A 26,575-nucleotide genomic window follows, 5' to 3' on the forward strand; every position below is an offset into this window, starting at 1 on the left:
CCGGACGCGCCGGCGTCCCGGTCGTGACCTAGGCGTCGTAGACGTCGGCCTTCTTCGGGGCGGGTTCCTGGACGCCGCCGCCGAGGACGAGCGAGCGGTTGGTGAAGCGCTCCGTGTCCACGTTGTGTTCGTCGAGCATCGCGATGGTCGCGGCGTGGACCGCCCGCAGCACCGGCGTCGCCATGCGGATCGCGTCGTCGGCCATGAAGCGGTTCTTCCAGGGCGGTCCGGCCCAGATGTGCCGCAGTCCGAAGGGCTCGGGCAGGACGAGCTTGCCGCCGAGGAAGTCCAGGACCGGCGGGTACCAGGTGAGCGGGGCGCGGACCGCGAGGCGGACGACCTCGTCGGTCGTCATCAGCGCCTGGGTGATCTCCCGGGTCTCCCAGAAGCGGACCGTCTTGGAGACCTCCTTGGTCTTCGCCTTCGGCTTCGTGCCGAACAGGCCGTGGACGGGACCGAGGGCGTGCCCCGTGACCTCGATCCGGAGGGTGTGGAGCAGGGACGTCACCGTGACCATCATGGTGAGCACCAGGTTCCCGTCCCAGAGCGCGAACTGCACGCCGAGGTAGTGGCGGTTGCCCGCGCCGAACTGCTGGTCGTTGCAGATGCGCTGTATCTCGTGCGGCTTGACCTGGTAGTGGACGATGCTGTCGCCCTCGGGGCGGGTGACCTCGTCGGCGCCCTCACCGACGGGCGAGACGATCCAGTGCTTGACGGTCGGCTTGGGGAAGCCGGTCTTGAGGGACCCGCGCTCCAGCAGGGTGAGCTGGTCGTGGATCTTGCGGACGACGTCCCAGGCGCGGAAGTCGTGGATCTCGCGCCCGGACTTGGGGATCAGCTCCTCGGCGAGCGTCCAGCTGCCCCAGCGCGTGCCGAGGCCGAGGATGCCCTTCGCGCCCGCGTAGAACACGATGTTGGACTGCTGCTCCGCGGCGAGCTTCTCCAGGTTCTGCCGGAGTTCCTCGGCGGCCTTCTCGCCCGGGTCCCGGGGCGCGGCCTCGGGGATCTTGGCGCCGATGCCGCCGCCGCTGAGCAGGGCCGTCCAGCGCTCGCGGAGGTCGAGGGCGGTGCCCTCGCAGATCCGGCGGGCGAGGAACCAGCCGACGACCGGGGCCACGAGCATGAGGCGCAGGTAGTTCGGCAGGATCCCGGCGAAGGGCAGCTTCAGCAGGACGAGCAGGGCGAGGAACCCGGCCGCGACGAGAAGGGCCGTGCCGATGGCGCTGGTGCGCTTCCTGTCCGAACCCGCGGCCATCCGGCGGAGCTGGATGACGCCGAGCCAGAGCAGCAGGCCGGGCAGGAAGAGGAACCCGCAGAAGAAGGTGACCATGGTCAGCTTGATGTCGCGCTGCCTGCGCAGGCGGGAGGCGGCGAGGCAGTGCTCGACGACCGGCTGCGGTTCCGCGCCGAACGACTGGACGAGGGCCTTGCGGGCGCCGCCGAGCATGCGGACCTGGACCGCGCGGGAGAAGGCCTCACCGAAGTCCGGGCGGAAGAGCTTGTGCCACTTCCCTTCCTTGACCGTCGACTTGTAGAGGTCGTTGTCGGCTTCCTTGATCGTGTCCAGCGGACTGTCCCGGTACGCGGCGGACGCCAGGGCGTTCGTCGCCCCCGTACCGCCGCCGGATCCCTGGAGGGGAATCTGTGCCCCGGGTCCGAAACCGTCCATCGCCACTGCCGCCCCCATCGCGCGCGAGTACCCCTGTGCGGGCTGTTCCCAACTGCCGGGCCCCGCACACCTTCTGAGCTGGGCACCACAGCGTAACCGGGTACCGCCTGACGCGTCACCGGAGTGGGACGGCTCGGCCGAATGCCGTCCGCTCCCCGACACCGGCGCGGACGGCCCCGGCTCTCACCCCGGCCGCCACATCGCCTGTACACCGGCCGCCACCCCGACCGTCGTCCGCCCGGTCGGCCGCCCCCGCCGGTGCCCCGCCTGTCACCCCGTCGGTCAGGCACCCTTTCCGGCCCTTTCGCGCAGCTTTCCGGCGAGTTGGGGCGGCATCGGCTCGTGGCGGACGTACGCGCGGTCGAACCGGCCGGTGCCGTGCGACACGGACCGGAGGTCTATCGCGTACCGCCCGATCTCGATCTCCGGCACCTCGGCCCGGACCACGGTCCGCCCGGGCCCGGCCTGGTCGGTGCCGACGACCCGGCCCCGCCGCCCCGACAGGTCGCTCATCACCGGGCCGACGTACTCGTCCGGCACGAGGACCTGGACCTCCGCGACCGGCTCCAGGAGCTGGACGGCGGTCCCGGCCGCCGCCTCCCGCAGCGCGAGCGCTCCGGCCGTCTGGAACGCGGCGTCGGAGGAGTCCACCGAATGGGCCTTGCCGTCCCTGAGGGTGACCCGGATGTCGACGAGCGGGTGGCCCGCGGCGACGCCCCGCGCGGCCTGGGCCCGTACGCCCTTCTCGACGGAGGGGATGAACTGGCGCGGGACCGCTCCGCCGACCACCTTGTCGACGAACTCGACGCCACTGCCCGGCGGGAGCGGCTCCACCTCGATCTCGCAGATCGCGTACTGGCCGTGGCCGCCGGACTGTTTGACGTGCCGGCCGCGGCCGGTGGCGGCACCGCCGAAGGTCTCGCGCAGCGCCACCTCGTACGGCACGGCGTCGACCCGGACCCCGTACCGGCCCCTGAGACGTTCCAGGGCGACGTCCTGGTGGGCCTCGCCCAGGCACCACAGCACCACCTGCCGGGTGTCCTGGTTCTGTTCGAGGCGCAGGGTGGGGTCCTCCGCGACCAGCCGGGCGAGGCCCTGCGACAGCCGGTCCTCGTCGGCCTTGCCGTGGGCCTCGACGGCGAGCGGGAGCAGGGGTTCCGGCATGCTCCAGGGCTCCATCAGGAGTGGATCGTCCTTGGCGGAGATCGTGTCGCCGGTCTCGGCGGTGCCGAGCCGGGCCACACAGGCGAGGTCCCCGGCGATGCACTGCGCCATGGGCCGCTGCTGCTTGCCGAAGGGGGAGGTGAGTCCGCCGATCCGCTCGTCCGCCTCGTGCGGCTGCCGCTCCTCACGGCCCCGGTCGGCCGGGCCGTGACCGGACACGTGGACGGTCTCGTCGGGGCGCAGGGTGCCGGAGAAGACCCGGACCAGGGAGACCCGGCCGACGTAGGGGTCGGCGGCGGTCTTGACGACCTCGGCGACCAGCGGGCCGTCGGGGTCGCAGACGATCGGGGGCCGGGGGCGGCCGTCGGGGGTGGTGACGGCGGGCGGCTCGTGTTCCAGCGGGGAGGGGAAGCCGCCGGTGATCAGCTCCAGGAGTTCGAGGGTGCCGAGGCCCTGCGTGCCGCCGTCGGCGGCCGGGGCGGCCGCCAGCACCGGGTGGAAGGCGCCCCTGGCGACGGCCTTCTCCAGGTCGTCGACGAGGGTCTTCACATCGAGCTGCTCACCGCCGAGGTAGCGGTCCATGAGGGTCTCGTCCTCGCTCTCGGCGATGATCCCCTCGATCAGCCGGGCGCGGGCCTCCGTGATGCGTTCCCGTCGGCTCTCGTCGGGCGGGCTCTCCCGCCGTACCCCCGTCGAGTAGTCGTGGACCCGCTCCGAGAGCAGGCCGACCAGGCCGGTCACGGGTGCGTGTCCGTCGGGGCCCTCCTCGCCGCGCACCGGAACGTAGAGGGGCAGGACGGCGTCCGGGTCGTCGTGGCCGAAGAGGGAGGCGCAGACGGCGGTGAGCTCGTCGAACTCGGTGCGGGCGGTGTCGAGGTGGGTGACGACGATGGCGCGGGGCATTCCGACGGCGGCGCACTCCTCCCAGATCATCCGGGTGGAGGCGGCGACGGCGTCGGCCTCCTGCGCGGCCGAGACGACGAAGAGGGCGGCGTCCGCGGCGCGCAGACCCGCCCTCAGCTCCCCGACGAAGTCGGCGTACCCGGGGGTGTCGAGGAGGTTGATCTTGTACCCGTCCCAGCCGACCGGGACGAGGGAGAGCTGTACGGAACGGTGCTGGCGGTGCTCGATCTCGTCGTAGTCGGAGACGGTGGCGCCGTCCTCGACCCGGCCGGCCCGGTTGAGCGCCCCGGCGGTCTGCGCGAGCGCCTCCACCAGGGTCGTCTTGCCGGATCCGCTGTGGCCGACCAGCACCACGTTCCGCACGGCCGTGGGCCGGTCGGCCGTCAGAGCCCTGCCGGCGGCCCCGGCGGCGGTGTTCGCCTTGTCACCCATGATGTGTTCCTCCCGACTGCTCGCGTGGAGCGGCGGTACGGCGGGTGCCGCGCGGGAGTGGTGCGTCGCGGTACGGCTCCTGCGGTGCCCGCGGTGGTCCTTCGAGCTTGGCACCGACGCCTGGACGCGTCCATCCGTCGGACACGGAGGGGTCCTCCGGGGGACGCCGACGCGACGGGGGCGGGTGCCCGCCCGTACGCCGGGGCGCGCGTGGCTACGATGGGTGAGCCGGTGGTCGTAGGGGCCGCGCGGCCCACCGAACCTCGGGAAGGCCATGCTGAACAAGTACGCGCGTGCATTTTTTACGCGTGTCCTCACACCGTTCGCCGCGTTTCTGCTCCGCCGGGGCGTCAGCCCGGACGCGGTCACGCTCATCGGCACGGCGGGAGTGATGGCCGGAGCGCTGGTCTTCTTCCCCCGCGGCGAGTTCTTCTGGGGCACCATCGTCATCACCCTGTTCGTCTTCTCGGACCTCGTCGACGGCAACATGGCCCGGCAGGCGGGGATCTCCAGCCGCTGGGGAGCCTTCCTCGACTCGACGCTCGACCGGGTCGCCGACGGCGCGATCTTCGGCGGCTTCGCGCTCTGGTACGCGGGCAAGGGCGACGACAACGTGCTGTGCGCCGTGGCGATCTTCTGCCTGGCGAGCGGTCAGGTCGTCTCGTACACCAAGGCGCGCGGCGAGTCGATCGGCCTGCCCGTCGCCGTGAACGGCCTGGTCGAGCGCGCCGAGCGCCTGGTGATCTCCCTGGTCGCCGCCGGCCTCGCCGGACTGAGCACGTTCGGCGTGCCCGGCATCGAGGTGCTGCTCCCGATCGCGCTCTGGATCGTGGCCGTCGGCAGCGCCGTGACCCTGGGCCAGCGGGTCGTGACCGTACGACGGGAATCGGCCGAGGCGGACGCCGCCGCGGCCGGGGGGAGCGGGGCGGCATCGTGAGCACGTTGAAGGACCGGATGAGCGACGGCCTGTACGGGGCCGGCTGGGCGACCGTGAAGAAGCTGCCCGAGCCGGTGGCCACGGCCCTCGGCCGGCGGATCGCCGACGTCGTGTGGAAGCGGCGCGGCCCGAGCGTCCTGCGTCTCGAGGCCAACCTCGCGCGCGTGGTGCCGGACGCCACGCCCGAGCGCCTCGCCGAGCTGTCGAAGGCCGGCATGCGCTCGTACATGCGGTACTGGATGGAGTCCTTCCGGCTGCCGACGTGGAGCGCGGAGCGGGTCGAGCACGGGGTGGACCTCAAGGACGTCCACCACCTGAAGGAGGGGCTGGCCGCCGGTCGCGGGGTCGTCGTCGCCCTGCCGCACCTGGCGAACTGGGACCTCGCGGGGGCGTGGGTGCCCCGCGCCCTCGGCGTGCCGTTCACCACGGTCGCGGAGCGGCTCAAGCCGGAGTCGCTGTTCGACCGGTTCGTCGCCTACCGCGAGTCCCTCGGCATGGAGGTCCTCCCGCACGCCGGGGGCTCCGCCTTCGGCACCCTCGCGCGGCGCCTGCGGGCGGGCGGCCTGGTCTGCCTGGTCGCGGACCGCGACCTGTCGGCCTCCGGCACCGAGGTCACCTTCTTCGGGGAGAAGACGCGGATGCCGGGCGGACCCGCGATGCTCGCCCAGCAGACGGGAGCGCTGCTGCTGCCTGCGACGCTCTGGTACGACGAGACGCCGGTCATGAGGGGGCGGATCCACCCGCCCGTGGACGTACCCGAGACGGGTACGCGGGCCGAGAAGACGGTCGTGATGACGCAGGCGCTGGCCGACGCCTTCGCCGCCGGCATCGCGGACCACCCGGAGGACTGGCACATGCTGCAACGACTGTGGCTCGCGGACCTGGAAGAGCGTCCGGAGCGGGACGGCGGGACGGCGTGAGGATCGGCATCGTCTGCCCGTACTCCTGGGACGTGCCGGGCGGCGTCCAGTTCCACATCCGCGACCTCGCCGAGCATCTGATCCGGCTCGGCCACGAGGTCTCCGTCCTCGCCCCCGCCGACGACGAGACACCGCTGCCGCCGTACGTGGTCTCCGCGGGCCGGGCCGTCCCCGTGCCGTACAACGGCTCCGTGGCGCGGCTCAACTTCGGCTTCCTCTCCGCCGCGCGGGTCCGCCGCTGGCTCCACGACGGCACCTTCGACGTGGTCCACATCCACGAGCCGACCTCGCCCTCGCTCGGGCTGCTCACCTGCTGGGCCGCGCAGGGGCCGATCGTGGCCACCTTCCACACGTCGAACCCGCGCTCCCGGGCGATGATCGCGGCGTATCCGATCCTCCAGCCCGCCCTCGAGAAGATCAGCGCCCGCATCGCCGTGAGCGAGTACGCGCGGCGCACGCTCGTCGAACACCTCGGCGGTGACGCCGTCGTCATCCCCAACGGCGTCGACGTGGACTTCTTCGCCCGCGCCGAACCGAAGAAGGAGTGGCAGGGCGAGACCCTCGGCTTCATCGGACGCATCGACGAGCCGAGGAAGGGTCTGCCGGTCCTCATGCGGGCCCTGCCCGGGATCCTCGCCGAGCGGCCCGGCGCGCGGCTCCTCGTCGCCGGACGCGGGGACGAGGAGGAGGCGGTGGCCTCGCTGCCGCGCGAGCTGCGGTCCCGGGTCGAGTTCCTCGGCATGGTCAGCGACGAGGACAAGGCGCGGCTGCTGCGCAGTGTCGACGTGTACGTGGCGCCCAACACCGGCGGGGAGAGCTTCGGCATCATCCTCGTCGAGGCGCTGTCGGCCGGCGCGCCCGTCCTCGCCTCCGACCTCGACGCCTTCGCCCAGGTCCTCGACCAGGGCGCGGCGGGCGACCTCTTCGCCAACGAGGACGCGGACGCCCTCGCGGACGCGGCGATCCGCCTCCTGGGCGACGAGGAACGCCGCGCCGGTCTGAGCGCCCGGGGCTCGGCGCACGTACGCCGCTTCGACTGGGCGACGGTGGGAGCGGACGTCCTCTCGGTGTACGAGACGGTGACGGCGGGGGCGGCGGCGGTGGACACGGACGAACGCGTGAGCCTGCGCACCCGGCTGGGCCTGTAGGACTCGCAGTTCCGCCGGGCGGGGCCGGCCCCCGCCCGGCGGAGTGGGCCTCCCCGTGACCGTGGGCAGGGGCGCCGCCACCGCCCCGGTAGCCTGTGCGCCCGTGACCGAAACCCTGATCTGGACCGTCGTCGCGCTGATCCTCATCGGCGTCTATCTCAGCTGGACCGCCGGCCGGCTCGACCGGCTCCACTCCCGTATCGACGCCGCCCGCGCGGCCCTGGACGCGCAGCTGCTGCGCCGGGCCTCGGTCACCCAGGAGCTGGCCACCTCAGGCGTTCTCGATCCGGCCGCCTCGATCGTCCTGTACGAGGCCGCGCACGCCGCCCGGCAGGCCGAGGAGGACCATCGGGAGGTCGCCGAGAGCGAGCTGAGCCAGGCCCTGCGCGTCGTGTTCGGCGAGCCCGAGCAGGTGGAGGTCGTCCGGGCGGCCTCCGGGGGCGACGAGGCCGCGGAAGAGCTCGCCCAGGCGGTACGCCGGGTGCCGATGGCCCGCCGTTTCCACAACGACTCCGTGCGGGCCGCCCGCGCGCTGCGCCGCCACCGCACGGTCCGCTGGTTCCGGCTCGCGGGCCACGCTCCCTTCCCGCTGGCCTTCGAAATGGACGACGAGCCGCCGGTGGCCCTTGCCGATCGCCCGACCTGACATCCCGTAACCTGCGAAAACGATCCACCGGGTCCACATTGGCCCTTGCTGTGGACCGCAGGTGGACTGTTTCCTCGGATCTAGTCGTCACCCCCGTTGTCACGAGTGAGGTACCCCGTGTCCACCACGCCTTCCGTTTCCCCCCAGTCCGCTGAGTCCTCGGCGATCGGCACCTCCCGTGTGAAGCGCGGCATGGCCGAGCAGCTCAAGGGCGGCGTGATCATGGACGTGGTCAACGCCGAGCAGGCGAAGATCGCCGAGGACGCCGGCGCCGTGGCCGTCATGGCCCTGGAGCGGGTCCCCGCGGACATCCGCAAGGACGGCGGCGTGGCCCGCATGTCCGACCCGAACATGATCGAGGAGATCATCGGCGCGGTCTCCATCCCGGTGATGGCCAAGTCCCGCATCGGTCACTTCGTCGAGGCCCAGGTCCTGCAGTCCCTCGGTGTCGACTACATCGACGAGTCCGAGGTCCTCACCCCGGCCGACGAGGTCAACCACTCCGACAAGTGGGCCTTCACGACCCCCTTCGTCTGTGGCGCCACCAACCTGGGCGAGGCCCTGCGCCGCATCGCCGAGGGCGCGGCCATGATCCGCTCGAAGGGCGAGGCCGGCACCGGCAACGTCGTCGAGGCCGTCCGTCACCTGCGCCAGATCAAGAACGAGATCGCCAGGCTGCGCGGCTACGACAACAACGAGCTGTTCGCCGCCGCCAAGGAGCTGCGCGCCCCCTACGAGCTCGTCAAGGAGGTCGCCGAGCTCGGCAAGCTGCCGGTCGTGCTGTTCTCCGCCGGTGGTGTCGCCACCCCGGCCGACGCCGCGCTCATGCGTCAGCTCGGCGCCGAGGGCGTCTTCGTCGGCTCCGGCATCTTCAAGTCGGGCGACCCGGCCAAGCGCGCCGCCGCCATCGTGAAGGCCACCACCTTCTACGACGACCCGAAGATCATCGCGGACGCCTCCCGCAACCTGGGCGAGGCCATGGTCGGCATCAACTGCGACACCCTCCCCGAGTCCGAGCGCTACGCCAACCGGGGCTGGTAACACCCATGAGCAGCACTCCCGTGATTGGTGTCCTGGCTCTCCAGGGCGATGTACGGGAGCACCTGATCGCCCTGGCCGCGGCGGACGCCGTGGCCAGGCCGGTGAGGCGCCCCGAGGAGCTGGCCGAGGTCGACGGTCTCGTCATCCCCGGTGGTGAGTCCACCACCATCTCCAAGCTGGCCGAGCTCTTCGGCCTGATGGAGCCGCTGCGCGAGCGCATCGCCGCGGGCCTGCCGGTCTACGGCACCTGCGCCGGGCTGATCATGCTCGCCGAGAAGATCCTCGACCCGCGTTCGGGCCAGGAGACCTTCGGCGGCATCGACATGATCGTCCGCCGCAACGCCTTCGGACGGCAGAACGAGTCCTTCGAGGCCGCCGTCACCGTCGCGGGCATCGAGGACGGGCCCGTCGAGGGCGTCTTCATCCGTGCCCCCTGGGTGGAGTCCGTCGGCGCCCGGGTCGAGGTCCTCGCCGAGCACGGGGGCCATGTCGTCGCCGTACGACAGGGCCGCGCGCTCGCGACCTCGTTCCACCCGGAGCTCACCGGGGACCACCGCCTCCACGCCCTGTTCGTCGACATGGTGCGCGCCGCGCGCTGATCCGATCCCGGTAGGATCTCTGGGGTTCGTTCAGAAATGGGTTACGCGAAGGAGACAGGCAGATGTCCGGCCACTCTAAATGGGCTACGACGAAGCACAAGAAGGCCGTGATCGACGCCAAGCGCGGCAAGCTCTTCGCGAAGCTGATCAAGAACATCGAGGTCGCGGCCCGCACGGGCGGCGCCGACCTGGACGGTAACCCGACCCTGTTCGACGCCGTCCAGAAGGCGAAGAAGCAGTCGGTCCCGAACAAGAACATCGACTCCGCGCTCAAGCGCGGTGCGGGCCTCGAGGCCGGCGGCGCCGATTACGCCACGATCATGTACGAGGGCTACGGCCCGAACGGCGTCGCGGTGCTCATCGAGTGCCTCACCGACAACCGCAACCGCGCCGCCTCCGACGTGCGCGTGGCCATGACCCGCAACGGCGGCTCCATGGCCGACCCGGGCTCGGTCTCGTACCTGTTCAACCGCAAGGGCGTCGTCGTGCTCCCCAAGGGCGAGCTGTCCGAGGACGACGTCCTGGAGTCGGTGCTCGAAGCCGGCGCCGAGGAGGTCAACGACCTCGGTGAGTCCTTCGAGATCATCAGCGAGGCCACCGACCTGGTCGCGGTCCGTACCGCCCTCCAGGAGGCCGGCATCGACTACGACTCCGCCGAGTCCAGCTTCGTCCCGACCATGCAGGTCGAGCTCGACGAGGAGGGCGCGCGCAAGATGTTCAAGCTGATCGACGCGCTGGAGGACAGCGACGACGTGCAGAACGTCTTCGCCAACTTCGACGTCAGCGACGAGGTCATGGCGAAGGTCGACGCCTGATCGCGGCCGCTCCGCAGCGGGCCGACGGGGACACACCCCCGTCGGCCCGCTGTCGTTCGTGCGGCGTTGTCGGTGGCAGCGGATAGCCTGCACAAACAGGTGATCGAAGGGAGGGGGCGGCGTGCGTGTTCTCGGGGTGGACCCGGGTCTGACCCGGTGCGGCGTCGGCGTCGTCGAAGGCGTCGCCGGACGGCCCCTCACCATGCTCGGCGTCGGCGTGGTGCGGACCGCGGCGGACGACGACATCGGGGTGCGGCTGGTCGGCATCGAGCGCGGCATCGAGGAGTGGCTCGACCGCTTCTCGCCCGAACTCGTGGCCGTGGAGCGGGTGTTCAGCCAGCACAACGTGCGCACGGTGATGGGCACCGCCCAGGCAAGCGCCGTCGCCATGCTCTGCGCCTCCCGCCGGGGCATCCCCGTCGCCCTGCACACCCCCAGCGAGGTCAAGGCCGCCGTCACCGGCAGCGGACGCGCCGACAAGGCGCAGGTCGGCGCCATGGTGACCCGGCTGCTCCGGCTCTCCGCCCCGCCCAAGCCGGCCGACGCCGCCGACGCCCTCGCCCTCGCCATCTGCCACATCTGGCGGGCCCCCGCACAGAACCGCCTCCAGCAGGCCGTCGCCCAGAACCGTCTCCAGCAGGCGGTCGCCCAGCAGGCGTCCGCAGTGAAAGGCCGAACCCGATGATCGCCTTCGTCAGCGGCCCGGTCGCCGCCCTCGCCCCCTCCACGGCCGTCATCGAGGTCGGCGGCGTGGGCATGGCCGTCCAGTGCACCCCCGGGACCCTCGCGGGACTGCGGATCGGGCAGGGCGCCCGCCTCGCCACCTCCCTCGTCGTGCGCGAGGACTCCCTCACCCTGTACGGCTTCGCCGACGACGACGAGCGCCAGGTCTTCGAGCTGCTCCAGACCGCCAGCGGCGTCGGCCCCCGCCTCGCCCAGGCCATGCTCGGGGTGCACAGCCCCGACGCGCTGCGCCTCGCCGTGTCCACCGGAGACGAGAAGGCCCTCATGGCCGTCCCCGGCATCGGCAAGAAGGGCGCGCAGAAACTCCTCCTCGAACTGAAGGACAAGCTCGGTGCCCCCCTCGGCAGCAGCGGCCTGGTCGGCGCCCAGCGCGCCGCCGCCTCGGGACCCGCGCCGTGGACCGAGCAGCTCACCGCCGCCCTGATCGGCCTCGGCTACGCGAGCCGCGAGGCCGATGAGGCCGTCGGCGCGGTCACCCCGCAGGCCGAGGCCGCCATCGCGGAGACCGGCACGGCCCCCGTACCGCAGCTGCTCCGCGCCGCCCTGCAGACCCTCAACCGCGCCCGCTGACCCACCCGTTGACCCACCACCCGGCCCGACCCGGCCGTACGAACGAGAAGGCATCCACCGTGAACTGGGACGACGACACCGCAGCCGAGGCCCCCGACGCCGAGGCGCGTATCGTCGGCGCCTCCGCCGAGGGCGACGACCAGGCCGTCGAAGCCGCCCTGCGCCCCAAGGACCTCAGCGAGTTCGTCGGCCAGGAGAAGGTCCGCCAGCAGCTCGACCTGGTCCTCAAGGCCGCCCGCCAGCGCGGCGCCACCGCCGACCACGTGCTGCTCTCCGGCGCCCCCGGCCTCGGCAAGACCACCCTCTCGATGATCATCGCCGCCGAGATGAACGCGCCGATCCGCATCACCTCGGGCCCCGCCATCCAGCACGCCGGAGACCTCGCCGCGATCCTCTCCTCCCTCCAGGAGGGGGAAATCCTCTTCCTCGACGAGATCCACCGCATGTCCCGGCCCGCCGAGGAGATGCTCTACATGGCGATGGAGGACTTCCGCGTCGACGTCATCGTCGGCAAGGGCCCGGGCGCCACCGCCATCCCCCTCGAACTCCCGCCCTTCACCCTCGTCGGCGCCACCACCCGGGCCGGCCTCCTGCCGCCACCGCTGCGCGACCGCTTCGGCTTCACCGGCCACATGGAGTTCTACGACCCGGCCGAGCTCCAGCGCGTGATCCACCGCTCCGCCGGGCTCCTCGACGTGGAGATCGACACGGCCGGCGCCGCCGAGATCGCCGGCCGCTCCCGCGGCACCCCCCGCATCGCCAACCGTCTGCTGCGCCGAGTCCGGGACTACGCGCAGGTCAGGGCCGACGGCGTCATCACCAGGGAGATCGCGGAGGCGGCGCTGAGGGTGTACGAGGTAGACGGCCGCGGCCTCGACCGGCTCGACCGCGCCGTCCTGGAAGCCCTCCTCAAGCTCTTCGGCGGCGGACCGGTCGGGCTCTCCACCCTCGCGGTCGCGGTGGGGGAGGAGCGCGAGACCGTCGAGGAGGTCGCCGAACCCTTCCTCGTACGCGAAGGTCTGCTGGCCCGCACCCCCCGTGGCCGGGTCGCCACCCCGGCGGCCTGGGCGCACCTCGGACTCGTTCCGCCGCAGGCAGCGGGCCCGGCGGCGCCAGGAAGCGGACAACAGGGGCTCTTCGGGGCGTGACGGTGCTGACACTCGCCCGGACCGGAACCGGGGTGCGATGCTGGACGTTGTTCCATCGATGCGGACTCGCCTAGACTCCGCCGATGCCGCCCTTTCTGGTCGGCGCGCCCACCCCCGAAGATCAGGCCGCGGTTTCTCCGCGACCGTGCGAAGGAAACCCGTCCCGTGAGCATCGTGACCCTCCTCCCCTTCATCGTCCTCATCGGGGCCATGTTCCTGATGACCCGCTCTGCCAAGAAGAAGCAGCAGGCGGCGTCGCGGATGCGCGACGAGATGCAGCCCGGCACCGGCGTCCGCACCATCGGTGGGATGTACGCCACCGTCAAGGAGATCGGCGACGAGACCGTCCTCCTCGAAGTGGCGCCCGGTGTGCACGCCGTCTACGCGAAGAACGCCATCGGCGCGGTCCTCGAGGACTCCGAGTACAACCGCATCGTCCACGGTGACGACGACTCGGACTCCGCCGCCGTCGTCCCGGACGACGCCTCGTCGCTGACCGGGGCCGCCGAGGCCACCGACGGCGCGGAGACCGTCGGGGACGCGGAGCCGAAGGCCGATCTGACGAAGAAGCCGGACACGGCCGAGGCCGCCGACGGCCAGAAGGACGGCAAGGCCGACGGCGAGACCGACGCGAAGTAGTCGCGGTCGGGGACACCGTGCACGCCCACCGGCGCGCACGGCCCCCGGAACGGTTCCACGTCTGCGGGGGAAGGTCCCCACACACACTTCGTGGCCGTCTCACGCATACCCGGCGGTAGACGGTTGGACAGGGAGATACGACAGGTGGCAGCACCGAAGAAGGGCCGAAGGCCGGCGGGGGGACAGAGCCGGCCGGGCCGCGCCCTGGCACTCATCCTGATCGCCATGGTCGCGCTCACCGGCGGCATGTTCTGGTCGGGGCACACCACCCCGCGTCTGGGCATCGACCTCGCCGGCGGTACGTCGATCACGCTCAAGGCCAAGGCTGATCCTGGCCAGGAGTCGGCGGTCAACGAGACCAACATGAACACCGCCGTCGGTATCATCGAGCGCCGTGTCAACGGTCTCGGTGTCTCCGAGGCCGAGGTCCAGACGCAGGGCCGCGAGAACATCATCGTCAACATCCCCCGCGGGACGAACGAGAAGCAGGCCCGGGAGCAGGTCGGTACCACCGCCCAGCTCTACTTCCGGCCCGTGCTCGCGGTGACGAGCGGCGGCGCCGCGCCGGCGCCGAGCACCGGCTCCTCCGGCTCCCCCTCGGCCACGCCGAAGCCGTCCTCCTCCGCATCCGGCTCGTCCGTGGGCGAGAAGACGGCCACCCCGACGGCCACCGGCGCCACCCAGGGCCGTGCGCTCACCGACGCCCTCAAGGCCCCGAGTCCCACGCCCACCGGCAGCGCCTCGGCCTCGTCCTCCGCGACGCCGAAGGCCACCGGCACCCCCTCGGCGACCCCGACGCCCGACGCCGGCACCGCCGCGCTCGAGCAGAAGTTCTCCGCTCTGAACTGCCTCGACCCCAAGCAGCGCAGCGCCGCCGGTCAGGGAGTCAAGCCCACCGCGCCCACCGTCGCCTGTGGTGAGGACGCCCCCGGCGTGTGGTCGAAGTACATCCTCGGGCCGGCCGAGGTCGAGGGCCGTGACGTCGACGACGCCAAGGGCGCCCTCGACCAGCAGCGCGGCATGTGGATCGTGACCATGGACTTCACGGACGCGGGTTCGAAGAAGTTCCAGGCGATCACCAGCAAGCTGTCGGCCCAGACCGACCCGCAGAACCGCTTCGCGATCGTCCTGGACGGCGAGGTCGTCTCGGCGCCCTCGGTGCGCCAGACGCTCAGCGCCAGCGCGGAGATCTCCGGCAACTTCAACCAGGAGTCCGCCCAGGACCTCGGCAACATCCTGTCGTACGGCGCCCTGCCGCTGACCTTCGAGACGCAGAGCGTCGACACCGTCACCGCCGCCCTCGGCGGTGACCAGCTGGAGGCCGGTCTGATCGCCGGCGCCATCGGTCTCGGACTGGTCATCATCTACCTGGTCGCGTACTACCGCGGTCTGTCGCTGGTCGCCATCCTCAGCCTCGGCGTCTCCGCGCTCCTCACCTACGTGATCATGTCGCTGCTCGGCCCGGCCATCGGCTTCGCGCTGAACCTGCCGGCCGTCTGCGGCGCCATCGTCGCCATCGGTATCACCGCGGACTCGTTCATCGTCTACTTCGAGCGCATCCGCGACGAACTCCGCGAGGGCCGCACGCTCCGCCCGGCCGTCGAGCGCGCCTGGCCGCGCGCCCGCCGCACCATCATGGTCTCCGACTTCGTGTCGTTCCTGGCCGCGGCCGTGCTCTTCATCGTCACCGTCGGCAAGGTCCAGGGCTTCGCGTTCACGCTCGGCCTGACCACCCTGCTCGACGTCGTCGTGGTGTTCCTCTTCACCAAGCCGGTCATGACGCTCCTCGCGCGGACCAAGTTCTTCGGTGACGGCCACGCCTGGTCGGGCCTCGACCCGAAGCGGCTCGGCGCCAAGCCGCCGCTGCGCCGTACCCGCCGTGCCTCCGCTTCCGCCGCTGGCCCCGTCGACCCGAAGGAGGCGTGAGATGTCGAAGCTCGGCGATCTCGGCGCCCGGCTCCACCGCGGTGAGGTCGGCTACGACTTCATCGGCAACCGCAAGATCTGGTATGGCCTGTCCATCCTGATCACGATCACCGCCATCGCCGCCCTGGCCGTCCGCGGCCTCAACATGGGCATCGAGTTCCAGGGCGGTGCCGTCTTCACCACCCCGAAGTCGGAGATCTCCGTCAGCCAGGCGCAGGAGTACGCGGAGGAGGCCTCCGGCCACGACGCGATCGTCCAGCAGCTCGGCAACGGCTCCCTGCGCATCCAGGTCGGCGGCCTCGACACCGCGCAGTCCGACCAGGTCCGCTCGGAGCTCGCCAAGGACCTGAACGTCCCCGAGGACAAGATCGCGGCGGAACTCGTCGGCCCCAGCTGGGGTGAGCAGATCGCCAACAAGGCCTGGACGGGCCTCGGGGTCTTCATGATCCTCGTGGTGATCTACCTCGCCATCGCCTTCGAGTGGCGAATGGCGGTCGCGGCGCTCATCGCCCTCATCCACGACCTCACGATCACGGTGGGCATCTACTCGCTGGTCGGCTTCGAGGTCACGGTCGGTACGGTGATCGGTCTGCTGACCATTCTCGGATACTCGCTGTACGACACGGTCGTCGTCTTCGACTCCCTCAAGGAGCAGACGAAGGACATCACGAAGCAGACCCGCTTCACGTACAGCGAGCTGGCGAACCGCTCGATCAACGGCACCCTCGTCCGGTCGATCAACACCACCGTCGTCGCGCTGCTGCCGGTCGCCGGCCTGCTCTTCATCGGTGGCGGCGTCCTGGGCGCCGGCATGCTCAACGACATCTCGCTGTCGCTGTTCGTCGGTCTCGCCGCCGGTGCGTACTCCTCGATCTTCATCGCCACCCCGCTCGTCGCGGACCTCAAGGAGCGCGAGCCGTCGATCAAGGCGCTCAAGAAGCGCATCGTCGCCAAGCGGGCAGCCGCCAGGGACGAGCCCGCGGACGGCCCGTACGCCGACGAGGGCGAGGCCGCCGTCGTCGGCCCGCGCGCGAGCCGCCGTGGCCGCCCGCAGGAGCACCGAGGATGACCGCGGAGGCCCAGGACGTCACCGCGCTCCTGCTCAGCCGCATCCGTGACGTCCCCGACCATCCGAAGCCGGGCGTGCTGTTCAAGGACATCACGCCGCTGCTCGCGGACCCCGAGGCGTTCACGGCGCTCACCGACGCCCTCGCCGCACTGTGCTCCGCGCACGGTGCGACGAAGATCGTCGGCCTCGAGGCGCGCGGCTTCATCCTGGCCGCCCCGGTGGCCGTCCGCGCGGGCCTGGGCTTCATCCCGGTCCGCAAGGCCGGCAAGCTCCCCGGGGCGACCCTCCGCCAGGCGTACGAGCTGGAGTACGGCACCGCCGAGATCGAGGTGCACGCCGAGGACCTGGCCGCGGGCGACCGCGTCATGATCATCGACGACGTCCTCGCCACCGGCGGTACGGCCGAGGCCTCGATCGAGCTCATCCGCCGTGCCGGCGCCGAGGTGGCGGGTGTCGCGGTCCTCCTGGAGCTCGGCTTCCTCCCGGGCCGTGCCCGGCTGGAGCCCGCCCTGGACGGGGCACCGCTCACGGCCCTCATCCGCGTCTGACCGGCCGGGCCTCTCCCCTCTGGGGCGAGGCCGTACGACGACGGGCGCCCCGGGACCTCCCGGGGCGCCCGTCGTCGTTCCCGAGGGCGGGGCCGCAGGTGAGGCCACCGCGTGCGCGTCGTCACTCCCGGCTCGATACCATGGGCTTTCCGGGCCTGTCCGGGGGACCCGGAACCTCCCCCAGACGCCGTCCGGGGGGACCCCAGAGGAGCGCTCTTGCCAGACGAGGCCCAGCCACTCTCCGCCGCGCAGCCCGACCCGAAGGCCGACCAGGCCGCGCCGGGGACCGGCACGCCCGAGAACAAGCCCGCGGAGACGGGGCCCACGCCTGCCGCGCCCGCGCCACCCGTCCCCGAGGCCCCGGCCCCCGCGCGGCCCGCCCCGGCCGCGCCCGCCCGCTCGGGCGGCTCCTCCAACCGCGTCCGCGCCCGCCTGGCCCGGCTCGGCGTCCAGCGCTCCTCCCCGTACAACCCGGTCCTCGAACCGCTGCTCCGGATCGTCCGCTCCAACGACCCCAAGATCGAGACGGCGACGCTCCGCCAGATCGAGCGGGCCTACCAGGTCGCCGAGCGCTGGCACCGGGGCCAGAAGCGCAAGAGCGGCGACCCGTACATCACGCACCCGCTCGCCGTGACCACCATCCTCGCCGAGCTCGGCATGGACCCGGCGACCCTGATGGCCGGTCTGCTGCACGACACCGTCGAGGACACCGAGTACGGCCTCGACACCCTCCGGCGGGACTTCGGCGACCAGGTCGCCCTCCTCGTCGACGGCGTCACCAAACTCGACAAGGTCAAGTTCGGCGAGGCCGCCCAGGCCGAGACCGTCCGCAAGATGGTCGTCGCCATGGCCAAGGACCCGCGCGTCCTGGTGATCAAGCTCGCGGACCGCCTGCACAACATGCGCACCATGCGCTACCTCAAGCGGGAGAAGCAGGAGAAGAAGGCCCGCGAGACGCTGGAGATCTACGCGCCCCTGGCCCACCGCCTGGGCATGAACACCATCAAGTGGGAGCTGGAGGACCTCGCCTTCGCGATCCTCTACCCCAAGATGTACGACGAGATCGTCCGGCTCGTCGCCGAGCGCGCCCCCAAGCGGGACGAGTACCTCGCCATAGTGACCGACGAGGTCCAGACCGACCTGCGTGCCGCCCGCATCAAGGCCACCGTCACCGGCCGCCCCAAGCACTACTACAGCGTCTACCAGAAGATGATCGTCCGCGGCCGTGACTTCGCGGAGATCTACGACCTGGTCGGCATCCGTGTCCTCGTCGACACCGTCCGCGACTGCTACGCCGCCCTCGGCACCGTCCACGCGCGATGGAACCCGGTCCCCGGCCGGTTCAAGGACTACATCGCGATGCCGAAGTTCAACATGTACCAGTCGCTGCACACGACGGTCATCGGACCCAACGGCAAGCCCGTCGAGCTGCAGATCCGCACCTTCGACATGCACCGGCGCGCCGAGTACGGCATCGCCGCCCACTGGAAGTACAAGCAGGAGGCCGTCGCCGGAGCCTCCAAGGTGCGCGCCGAGGTGCCGAGGAAGGTCGGCAAGGACGACCACCTCAACGACATGGCGTGGCTGCGCCAGCTCCTCGACTGGCAGAAGGAGACCGAGGACCCCAGTGAGTTCCTGGAGTCCCTGCGCTTCGACCTCTCCCGCAACGAGGTCTTCGTCTTCACGCCCAAGGGTGACGTCATCGCCCTGCCCGCCGGGGCCACGCCCGTCGACTTCTCCTACGCGGTCCACACCGAGGTCGGCCACCGCACCATAGGGGCGAGGGTCAACGGGCGGCTCGTACCGCTCGAATCGACCCTCGACAACGGCGACCTGGTCGAGGTCTTCACCTCCAAGGCCGCCGGCGCCGGACCGTCCCGCGACTGGCTGGGCTTCGTCAAGTCCCCGCGCGCCCGCAACAAGATCCGCGCCTGGTTCTCCAAGGAGCGCCGGGACGAGGCCATCGAGCAGGGCAAGGACTCCATCGCGCGGGCCATGCGCAAGCAGAACCTGCCGATCCAGCGGATCCTCACCGGCGACTCCCTCGTCACCCTCGCCCACGAGCTGCGCTACAGCGACATCTCCTCGCTGTACGCGGCGATCGGCGAGGGCCATGTCACCGCCCAGTCCATCGTGCAGAAGCTGGTCCAGGCGCTCGGCGGCGAGGAGGCGGCCACCGAGGACGTCGACGAGGCGAGCCCGCCGACGCGCGGCCGGTCCAAGCGCCGCGCCAACGCCGACCCCGGTGTGGTCGTCAAGGGCGTCGAGGACGTCTGGGTGAAGCTGGCCCGCTGCTGTACCCCCGTGCCCGGCGACCCGATCATCGGCTTCGTCACCCGCGGCAGCGGCGTATCGGTTCACCGCAGCGACTGCGTCAACGTGGACTCGCTCTCCCGCGAGCCGGAGCGGATCCTGGAGGTCGAGTGGGCCCCCACGCAGTCCTCGGTGTTCCTCGTCGCGATCCAGGTCGAGGCGCTCGACCGGTCCCGGCTGCTCTCGGACGTGACCCGGGTCCTCTCGGACCAGCACGTCAACATCCTCTCGGCGGCCGTCCAGACCTCCCGCGACCGGGTGGCCACCTCGCGCTTCACCTTCGAGATGGGCGACCCGAAGCACCTGGGCCACGTCCTGAAGGCCGTGCGGGGCGTGGAGGGCGTCTACGACGTGTACCGGGTGACCTCGGCCCGAAGGCCGTAGCGAGCAGCACGAGGAAGGCCCCCCGGCAGCGAGCCGGGGGGCCTTCCTCTTACGGTCACGGCTGTCAGCCGCCGAACTCCTGCAGGCCCTTCAACGCCTGGTCGAGCAGGGCCTGACGGCCCTCGAGCTCGCGCGAGAGCTTGTCGGCCTTGGCGTCGTTGCCCGCGGCACGGGCCGCGTCGATCTGCTTGCGCAGCTTCTCGACCGCGTCCTGGAGCTGACCGGTCAGACCCGCGGCACGCGCGCGTGCCTCCGGGTTCGTCCGGCGCCACTCGGCCTCCTCGGACTCCTGGATCGCCCGCTCCACCGCCTGCATCCGACCCTCGACCTTGGGCCGGGCGTCCCGCGGCACGTGGCCGACGGCCTCCCACCGCTCGTTGAGGGAACGGAAGGCCGCGCGCGCCGCCTTCAGGTCCGTCACCGGCAGCAGCTTCTCGGCCTCGGTCGCGAGCTCCTCCTTCAGCTTGAGGTTCTCGGTCTGCTCCGCGTCCCGCTCGGCGAAGACCTCACCGCGCGCCGCGAAGAAGACGTCCTGGGCACCGCGGAAGCGGTTCCACAGATCGTCCTCGTGCTCGCGCTGGGCGCGGCCGGCCGCCTTCCACTCCGTCATCAGCTCGCGGTACCGGGCAGCCGTGGTGCCCCAGTCGGTGGAGCCGGACAGCGACTCCGCCTCGGCGACCAGGCGCTCCTTGGCCTTGCGGGCGTCCTCACGCTGGGCGTCCAGCGAGGCGAAGTGGGCCTTGCGGCGCTTCGAGAACGCCGAGCGGGCGTGCGAGAAACGGTGCCACAGCTCGTCGTCGGACTTGCGGTCGAGCCGGGGGAGACCCTTCCAGGTGTCCACCAGGGCCCGCAGCCGCTCGCCCGCGGAGCGCCACTGCTCGCTCTGGGCCAGCTCCTCGGCCTCCGTGACGAGCTTCTCCTTCGCGGCGCGCGCCTCGTCGGTCTGCTTCGCCTTCTGGACCTTCCGCTCCTCGCGGCGCGATTCGACCGTCTCGACGAGCTTGTCGAGGCGGGTCGAGAGCGCGGCCAGGTCACCGACGGCGTGGTGCTCGTCGACCTGCTGCCGGATGTGCTCGATCGCCGCGGTGGCGTCCTTCGCCGAGAGGTCGGTGGTCCTCACCCGCTTCTCGAGGAGGCCGATCTCGACGACCAAGCCCTCGTACTTGCGCTCGAAGTAGGCCAGGGCCTCTTCGGGGGTGCCGGCCTGCCACGATCCGACGACCTTCTCACCCTCGGCCGTCCGCACGTACACGGTGCCCGTCTCGTCGACGCGGCCCCACGGGTCGCTGCTCACAGCGCCTCCTCACCATGATGCCGTCGCGGGGTCGTACCCCCCGGGCATCGTCCACAGTTTCCCGGCGGGCCTCGCCCGCCTTCCGCAGCGTGGCCGACGGCCCAACGCTGCACAACGCCAATCTAGGCGAACCGCGGCCCGGCTGTCCGCACTCAGCGCGACCGAGATTCGACGGTCACGCGGGCGTGCGGACACCCGGCTCACTTCTTCGCGACGGTCGCCTTCTCGATGGTCACGGCCTTCTTCGGGGCACCGTCCGTTGCGCCGCCCACGACGCCCGCCCCGGCCACGTCCTGGACCGCCTTCAGGCCGGCCGCGTCGATCTTCCCGAAGGGGGTGTAGGCCGGCGGCAGCTTGGTGTCCTTGTAGACGAGGAAGAACTGCGAGCCGCCGGTGTTCGGCTGCGAGGTGTTCGCCATGGCCACGGTGCCGGCCGGGAAGGTCACCGTGCCGTCCGCACCCGCCTTGCCCAGGGCGCCCAGGTTCTCGTCCGGGATGGTGTACCCGGGGCCGCCGGTGCCGTCGCCCTTGGGGTCGCCGCACTGGAGCACGAAGATGCCCCCGGTGGTGAGCCGGTGGCACTTCGTCCCGTCGAAGTACTGCTTGTCGGCGAGGCTCTTGAAGGAGTTCACCGTGCGCGGCGTCTTCGCCGCGTCCATGGTGATCGTGATGTCGCCCTCGTTGGTCTTCAGAGCCATGGTGTACGTGCCCTTGGGGTCCACGGACATCGCGGGCTCCGGGTTCGCCGACTCGCTGCCCGTGGGCGCCGGGGTGGTGGGCGTGCCGCTCGCCGCGCTGTCCGAGTCCTTGGGGGAGTCGTCGCCCGTCAGCGCCACGGAGGCGTACACGGCGCCGCCCGCCGCGAGGACCACCGCGAGGGCGGCCGCGACGACGGTGTTGCGGCGCTTCGCCTTGCGCCGGTTCTCCTCCCGCCGCTGCTGCTGCCGCATGTACTTCTCCCTGGCAAGCTGCCGCCGCCGCTGATCGCTGGTGACCACCGGTTCCGCTCCTGTCGCTCGTCTGTTCCTGTCCTGGCCGGATGTGCCCGTACCGTATACGGGTTGGCTGTGGAACCGGCACCGCCGGTAGGCTCTGATCTGCCGAATCCCGTGTTTCCCGTGATTTCCGCGCCCCGTGCCGGACGACGACCAAGGACGAGACGTGCTGATTGCTGGGTTCCCCGCCGGGGCCTGGGGGACCAACTGCTATCTGGTCGCCCCCGCCGCGGGCGAGGAGTGCGTGATCATCGACCCCGGCCACCAGGCCGCCCAGGGCGTCGAGGAGACGCTGAAGAAGCACCGGCTGAAGCCCGTCGCCGTCGTCCTCACCCACGGACACATCGACCACGTCGCCTCCGTCGTCCCGGTGTGCGGCGCCCACGACGTCCCCGCGTGGATCCACCCGTCCGACCGCTACATGATGAGCGACCCGGAGAAGGCCCTCGGCCGCTCCATCGGGATGCCGCTCATGGGCGAGCTGACCGTGGGAGAGCCCGACGACGTGCGGGAACTCACCGACGGCGCCGAGCTGAAGCTCGCCGGTCTCGACTTCTCCGTCGCCCACGCGCCCGGTCATACCAAGGGGTCGGTGACCTTCAGGATGCCGGAGACCACGGAGATCCCCTCCGTCTTCTTCTCCGGGGACCTGCTGTTCGCCGGCTCCGTCGGACGCACCGACCTTCCCGGCGGTGACATGGACGAGATGCTCGCTTCGCTGGCGCGTGTGTGCCTGCCGCTCGACAACTCGACCGTTGTGCTGTCGGGACACGGTCCCCAGACGACCATCGGCCAGGAGCGCGCCACGAACCCCTATCTGCGGGACGTGGCCGCCGGCCTCGGGAGCACGGACGCTCCCCGACGAGGAATGTGACGACCCACGTGAGCACCTTCAAGGCCCCCAAGGGCACGTACGACCTGCTGCCGCCCCGCTCCGCGACCTTCCTCGCGGTGCGCGAGGCGATCGCCGCACCGCTGCGCGACTCCGGTTACGGCTACGTCGAGACCCCCGGCTTCGAGGACGTCAAGCTGTTCTCCCGCGGTGTCGGCGAGTCCACCGACATCGTGTCCAAGGAGATGTACACCCTCACGACCAAGGGCGGCGACGAGCTGGCCCTGCGGCCCGAGGGCACCGCGTCCGTCCTGCGCGCGGCCCTCCAGGGCAATCTGCACAAGCTCGGCAATCTGCCGGTCAAGCTCTGGTACTCCGGCTCCTACTACCGCTACGAGCGGGCCCAGGCGGGCCGCTACCGCCACTTCTCGCAGGTCGGCGCCGAGGCCATCGGCGCCGAGGACCCGGCGCTCGACGCCGAGCTGATCATCCTCGCCGACCAGGCGTACCGCTCGCTCGGCCTGCGGAACTTCCGCATCCTGCTGAACTCGCTCGGCGACAAGGAGTGCCGTCCCGTCTACCGGGAGGCCCTCCAGTCCTTCCTGCGCGGGCTCGACCTCGACGAGGACACCCTCCGCCGCGCCGAGATCAACCCGTTGCGCGTCCTCGACGACAAGCGCGAGTCCGTACAGAAGCAGCTGGTCGGCGCTCCGCTCCTGCGCGACTACCTGTGCGACGCGTGCAAGGCGTACCACGAGGAGGTGCGCGCCCTGATCAGCGCGGCCGGTGTCGTCTTCGAGGACGACGCCAGGCTCGTACGCGGCCTCGACTACTACACCCGCACGACCTTCGAGTTCGTCCACGGCGGTCTCGGCTCGCAGTCGGCGGTCGGCGGCGGCGGCCGCTACGACGGCCTCTCCGAGATGATCGGCGGCCCCGCGCTGCCCTCCGTGGGCTGGGCGCTCGGCGTGGACCGCACGGTCCTCGCTCTGGAGGCGGAGGGCATCGAACTCGACCTCCCCGCCGCCACCAGCGTCTTCGCGGTGGCCATCGGCGAGGAGGCGCGCCGCCTGCTGTTCGGCAAGGTCACCGAACTGCGCCGGGAGGGCATCGCCGCGGACTTCTCCTTCGGCGGCAAGGGCCTCAAGGGCGCCATGAAGGACGCCAACCGCTCCGGTGCCCGCTTCGCCGTCGTCGCCGGCGAGCGCGACCTCGGCGAGGGCGTCGTCCAGCTCAAGGACATGGAGTCCGGCGAGCAGCAGGCGGTCCCCGTGGACGGTCTCCTCGACGCGGTACGGGCCAGGCTGGCCTGACGGGCCGGGTACGGACACCGGTAGGGGCCCGGCCCACGCACGCGCGTGGGCCGGGCCCCTCCCGCGTGCTCCTTATCCCCCGCGAACGGCGGGGGCGGGGGACGGTGCGGCAGAATGGCCGTGCCCGACAGGCGGACGATCGAGGGACAAGGCGACATGACGAAGGCAGCGGTGGAAGAGGCCGCGTCCGGCCGCGACGGCGCCGGCACGATCGGCGCGGGCAAGGCCTTCGCCTGGCTTCTCGTGATCACCGGAGCGGCCGGGGTGCTCGCCGCCTGGGTCATCACGATCGACAAGTTCAAACTGCTGGAGGACCCGAACTTCACCCCGGGGTGCAGCCTCAACCCGATCGTCTCCTGCGGCAACATCATGAAGAGCGACCAGGCCTCGGTCTTCGGCTTCCCGAACCCGATGCTCGGCCTCGTCACGTACGCCATGGTGGTCGCGATCGGTCTGGGCCTCCTCGCCGGGGCCCGCTACCGCCGCTGGTACTGGCTCGGCCTCAACGCCGGCACGCTCTTCGGCGTCGGCTTCTGCACCTGGCTCACGTACCAGTCGCTGTACGAGATCAACTCGCTCTGCCTGTGGTGCTGCCTAGCCTGGGTCGCCACCATCGTCATGTTCTGGTACGTGACCTCGCACAACGTCCGCCACGGCGTCATCCCCGCCCCCCGCGGCCTCAGGACCTTCTTCGACGAGTTCACCTGGATCCTTCCCGTCCTGCACATCGGGATCATCGGCATGCTCATCCTGACCCGCTGGTGGGACTTCTGGACCGGCTGACGGAGGACCGCGCTGTCGGTGCGGTGACCTAGGCTTCATGACTGTGGAGCCCGACCTCTTTACCGCAGCCGCCGAAGACCGCCAGGAGAAGGACCCGGCCAGCAGCCCGCTGGCCGTCCGGATGCGCCCGCGCACCCTCGACGAGGTGGTGGGCCAGAAGCACCTGCTCAAGCCCGGCTCGCCGCTGCGCCGACTGGTGGGCGAAGGGGACGGCGGCCCCGCCGGCGCCTCGTCGGTGATCCTCTGGGGCCCGCCGGGCATCGGAAAGACCACCCTCGCCTACGTCGTCTCGAAGGCGACGAACAAGCGGTTCGTGGAGCTCTCCGCGATCACCGCGGGCGTCAAGGAGGTCCGCGCCGTCATCGACGGCGCCCGGCGCGCGGTCGGCGGCTACGGCAAGGAGACCGTCCTCTTCCTCGACGAGATCCACCGCTTCTCCAAGGCCCAGCAGGACTCGCTCCTGCCCGCCGTCGAGAACCGCTGGGTGACGCTGATCGCCGCCACCACCGAGAACCCGTACTTCTCGATCATCTCCCCGCTCCTCTCCCGCTCGCTGCTCCTCACCCTGGAGTCGCTGACCGACGACGACCTGCGCGGCCTGATGGCGCGGGCCCTCACCGGCGAGCGCGGACTCGGCGGGGCCGTGACCCTGCCGGAGGACGCCGAGGCCCACCTCCTGCGCGTCGCGGGCGGCGACGCCCGGCGCGCCCTGACCGCCCTGGAGGCGGCGGCGGGAGCCGCCATCGCCAAGGGCGAGCCGGAGATCACCCTCCAGACGGTCGAGGAGACCGTCGACCGCGCGGCCGTGACGTACGACCGGGACGGCGACCAGCACTACGACGTGGCCAGCGCGCTCATCAAGTCGATCCGCGGCTCGGACGTGGACGCGGCCCTGCACTACCTGGCGCGGATGATCGAGGCGGGGGAGGACCCGCGGTTCATCGCCCGGCGACTCATGATCTCCGCGAGCGAGGACATCGGCCTCGCCGACCCGAACGCGCTGCCGATCGCCGTCGCCGCCGCGCAGGCCGTCGCCATGATCGGTTTCCCGGAGGCGGCGCTCACCCTGAGCCACGCCACCATCGCCCTGGCCCTGGCCCCCAAGTCGAACGCCGCGACGACCGCGATCGGCGCCGCCCTCGCGGACGTGCGGAACGGCCTCGCGGGCTCGGTCCCGGCGCACCTGCGCGACGGCCACTACAAGGGTGCGGCCAAGCTCGGCCACGCCCAGGGCTATGTGTACCCGCACGACGTCCCGGGCGGCATCGCGTCCCAGCAGTACGCCCCGGACACGATCCACGGCAAGCACTACTACGAGCCGACCCGCTACGGCGCCGAGGCGAGGTACGCGGACGTGGTGGAGCGCGTACGGGCCCGCCTGAAGGGCGAGGAGTAGCACTCCGACGCCGTGCGTGAGCACTCTGGGGACCCGGTACACTGGTGCGGATTGCTGCGTCCCGTGTCCGGCTCCGGTCGGCACACCAGAACGGGACAGTCAGCCGGAGACCCGGCCTCAGGGCGGGGTTTCCAGGAGCGTCGCGCACCTTCGAAGGTGTCGCGTGCCACCCACCACCACCCGGTTCCCGGGAGCGGCGGTGGGTCGTTCGCGTGCTGCACGTATGTGCCCAGACCTGGGAGCGGCTGCCCGGCAGGTCCGTCCCGTACGGACCCGGTGGGTTTCCCGGCTGCGGATGCGACCTCCCCTAACCCTGGTGAAGCCGTTACGTACGAAGAGAGAGGTTG

General features: G+C 71.4%; 23 protein-coding genes. 19 read left to right on the plus strand and 4 right to left on the minus strand.

Translation table 11 applies throughout. From position 1 onward, the window contains the following. Positions 1-28 precede the first annotated feature (28 nt). Together ABZ567_RS22275 and ABZ567_RS22280 are read right to left on the minus strand one after the other, a co-directional pair. On the minus strand, positions 29-1,687 hold the full coding sequence (locus tag ABZ567_RS22275; protein WP_360792571.1) for a hypothetical protein: 1,659 nt from the start codon (positions 1,685-1,687) through the stop codon (positions 29-31). A gap of 264 nt (positions 1,688-1,951) precedes the next feature. Continuing rightward, positions 1,952-4,168 carry an elongation factor G-like protein EF-G2 gene (locus tag ABZ567_RS22280; protein ID WP_360792573.1) on the minus strand — a complete coding sequence of 739 codons (2,217 nt, stop codon included), beginning with the start codon at positions 4,166-4,168 and terminating at the stop codon, positions 1,952-1,954. A gap of 274 nt (positions 4,169-4,442) precedes the next feature. Here ABZ567_RS22280 and pgsA point away from each other — a divergent pair, with 274 nt between their 5' ends. The 15 genes from pgsA (at position 4,443) to ABZ567_RS22355 (ending at position 19,615) form a co-directional block, all read left to right on the plus strand. Then, a complete protein-coding gene (pgsA, locus tag ABZ567_RS22285; RefSeq protein WP_360792575.1) occupies positions 4,443-5,105 on the plus strand; it encodes a phosphatidylinositol phosphate synthase in 663 nt (220 codons plus the stop codon). Then, complete coding sequence (locus ABZ567_RS22290; RefSeq protein ID WP_360792577.1) at positions 5,102-6,025, plus strand: phosphatidylinositol mannoside acyltransferase; 924 nt, start codon at positions 5,102-5,104, stop codon at positions 6,023-6,025. The genes pgsA and ABZ567_RS22290 overlap by 4 nt, the downstream gene beginning before the upstream one ends. Then, positions 6,022-7,173, plus strand: a complete 1,152-nt coding sequence (locus ABZ567_RS22295) for a glycosyltransferase family 4 protein (protein WP_360792579.1) — start codon at positions 6,022-6,024, stop codon at positions 7,171-7,173. Before ABZ567_RS22290 ends, ABZ567_RS22295 begins: the two co-directional genes overlap by 4 nt. Positions 7,174-7,276: 103 nt before the next feature. Further along, a complete protein-coding gene (locus ABZ567_RS22300; RefSeq protein ID WP_360792581.1) occupies positions 7,277-7,819 on the plus strand; it encodes a hypothetical protein in 543 nt (180 codons plus the stop codon). Positions 7,820-7,936: 117 nt separating this feature from the next. Beyond that, entirely contained in the window at positions 7,937-8,860 is a 924-nt protein-coding gene (gene pdxS / locus ABZ567_RS22305) for a pyridoxal 5'-phosphate synthase lyase subunit PdxS (RefSeq protein WP_360792583.1), read from the plus strand. Positions 8,861-8,865: 5 nt separating this feature from the next. After that, on the plus strand, positions 8,866-9,459 hold the full coding sequence (gene pdxT / locus ABZ567_RS22310; RefSeq protein ID WP_360792585.1) for a pyridoxal 5'-phosphate synthase glutaminase subunit PdxT: 594 nt from the start codon (positions 8,866-8,868) through the stop codon (positions 9,457-9,459). Between the two features lie 62 nt (positions 9,460-9,521). Further along, positions 9,522-10,274 (plus strand): YebC/PmpR family DNA-binding transcriptional regulator, encoded by a 753-nt coding sequence (locus ABZ567_RS22315; protein ID WP_360792587.1) that lies wholly within the window; start codon positions 9,522-9,524, stop codon positions 10,272-10,274. A gap of 121 nt (positions 10,275-10,395) precedes the next feature. Next, positions 10,396-10,959, plus strand: a complete 564-nt coding sequence (gene ruvC, locus ABZ567_RS22320) for a crossover junction endodeoxyribonuclease RuvC (protein ID WP_056566692.1) — start codon at positions 10,396-10,398, stop codon at positions 10,957-10,959. Beyond that, positions 10,956-11,588, plus strand: coding sequence for a Holliday junction branch migration protein RuvA (gene ruvA / locus ABZ567_RS22325; protein ID WP_360792589.1), 633 nt, complete (start codon positions 10,956-10,958; stop codon positions 11,586-11,588). Before ruvC ends, ruvA begins: the two co-directional genes overlap by 4 nt. A 59-nt stretch (positions 11,589-11,647) precedes the next feature. Next, positions 11,648-12,736: a Holliday junction branch migration DNA helicase RuvB gene (gene ruvB, locus ABZ567_RS22330; RefSeq protein ID WP_360792591.1), complete on the plus strand. Its 1,089-nt coding sequence runs from the start codon at positions 11,648-11,650 to the stop codon at positions 12,734-12,736. Positions 12,737-12,901: 165 nt separating this feature from the next. Further along, entirely contained in the window at positions 12,902-13,375 is a 474-nt protein-coding gene (yajC, locus tag ABZ567_RS22335) for a preprotein translocase subunit YajC (RefSeq protein ID WP_360792593.1), read from the plus strand. Positions 13,376-13,519: 144 nt separating this feature from the next. After that, positions 13,520-15,301, plus strand: coding sequence for a protein translocase subunit SecD (gene secD / locus ABZ567_RS22340; protein ID WP_360792595.1), 1,782 nt, complete (start codon positions 13,520-13,522; stop codon positions 15,299-15,301). A gap of 1 nt (position 15,302) precedes the next feature. Beyond that, positions 15,303-16,370 carry a protein translocase subunit SecF gene (gene secF, locus ABZ567_RS22345; RefSeq protein ID WP_360792597.1) on the plus strand — a complete coding sequence of 356 codons (1,068 nt, stop codon included), beginning with the start codon at positions 15,303-15,305 and terminating at the stop codon, positions 16,368-16,370. Further along, positions 16,367-16,918, plus strand: a complete 552-nt coding sequence (locus tag ABZ567_RS22350) for an adenine phosphoribosyltransferase (protein ID WP_360792599.1) — start codon at positions 16,367-16,369, stop codon at positions 16,916-16,918. Before secF ends, ABZ567_RS22350 begins: the two co-directional genes overlap by 4 nt. 216 nt (positions 16,919-17,134) lie before the next feature. Beyond that, entirely contained in the window at positions 17,135-19,615 is a 2,481-nt protein-coding gene (locus ABZ567_RS22355; RefSeq protein WP_360792601.1) for a bifunctional (p)ppGpp synthetase/guanosine-3',5'-bis(diphosphate) 3'-pyrophosphohydrolase, read from the plus strand. Positions 19,616-19,679: 64 nt separating this feature from the next. Here the strand turns inward: ABZ567_RS22355 and ABZ567_RS22360 are convergent, their stop codons facing one another. Beyond that, a complete protein-coding gene (locus ABZ567_RS22360; protein ID WP_360792603.1) occupies positions 19,680-20,909 on the minus strand; it encodes a DUF349 domain-containing protein in 1,230 nt (409 codons plus the stop codon). A gap of 200 nt (positions 20,910-21,109) precedes the next feature. Then, positions 21,110-21,907 (minus strand): peptidylprolyl isomerase, encoded by a 798-nt coding sequence (locus tag ABZ567_RS22365; protein WP_360792605.1) that lies wholly within the window; start codon positions 21,905-21,907, stop codon positions 21,110-21,112. A 163-nt stretch (positions 21,908-22,070) separates the two neighbouring features. On the opposite strand from ABZ567_RS22365, the gene ABZ567_RS22370 reads away from it, so the two are divergent. The 4 genes from ABZ567_RS22370 (at position 22,071) to ABZ567_RS22385 (ending at position 26,228) form a co-directional block, all read left to right on the plus strand. Continuing rightward, positions 22,071-22,778, plus strand: coding sequence for an MBL fold metallo-hydrolase (locus tag ABZ567_RS22370; RefSeq protein WP_360792607.1), 708 nt, complete (start codon positions 22,071-22,073; stop codon positions 22,776-22,778). A gap of 8 nt (positions 22,779-22,786) precedes the next feature. Next, complete coding sequence (gene hisS / locus ABZ567_RS22375; RefSeq protein ID WP_360792609.1) at positions 22,787-24,049, plus strand: histidine--tRNA ligase; 1,263 nt, start codon at positions 22,787-22,789, stop codon at positions 24,047-24,049. Between the two features lie 156 nt (positions 24,050-24,205). Then, positions 24,206-24,832, plus strand: coding sequence for a vitamin K epoxide reductase family protein (locus ABZ567_RS22380; RefSeq protein ID WP_360792611.1), 627 nt, complete (start codon positions 24,206-24,208; stop codon positions 24,830-24,832). 43 nt (positions 24,833-24,875) lie between these two features. Then, the gene (locus ABZ567_RS22385) at positions 24,876-26,228 is read left to right on the plus strand and encodes a replication-associated recombination protein A (RefSeq protein ID WP_360792807.1); all 1,353 of its coding nucleotides are present in this window, start codon (positions 24,876-24,878) and stop codon (positions 26,226-26,228) included. Positions 26,229-26,575 lie beyond the last annotated feature (347 nt).

Source organism: Streptomyces sp. NPDC016459 (assembly GCF_040632845.1).
Classification (GTDB): domain Bacteria; phylum Actinomycetota; class Actinomycetes; order Streptomycetales; family Streptomycetaceae; genus Streptomyces.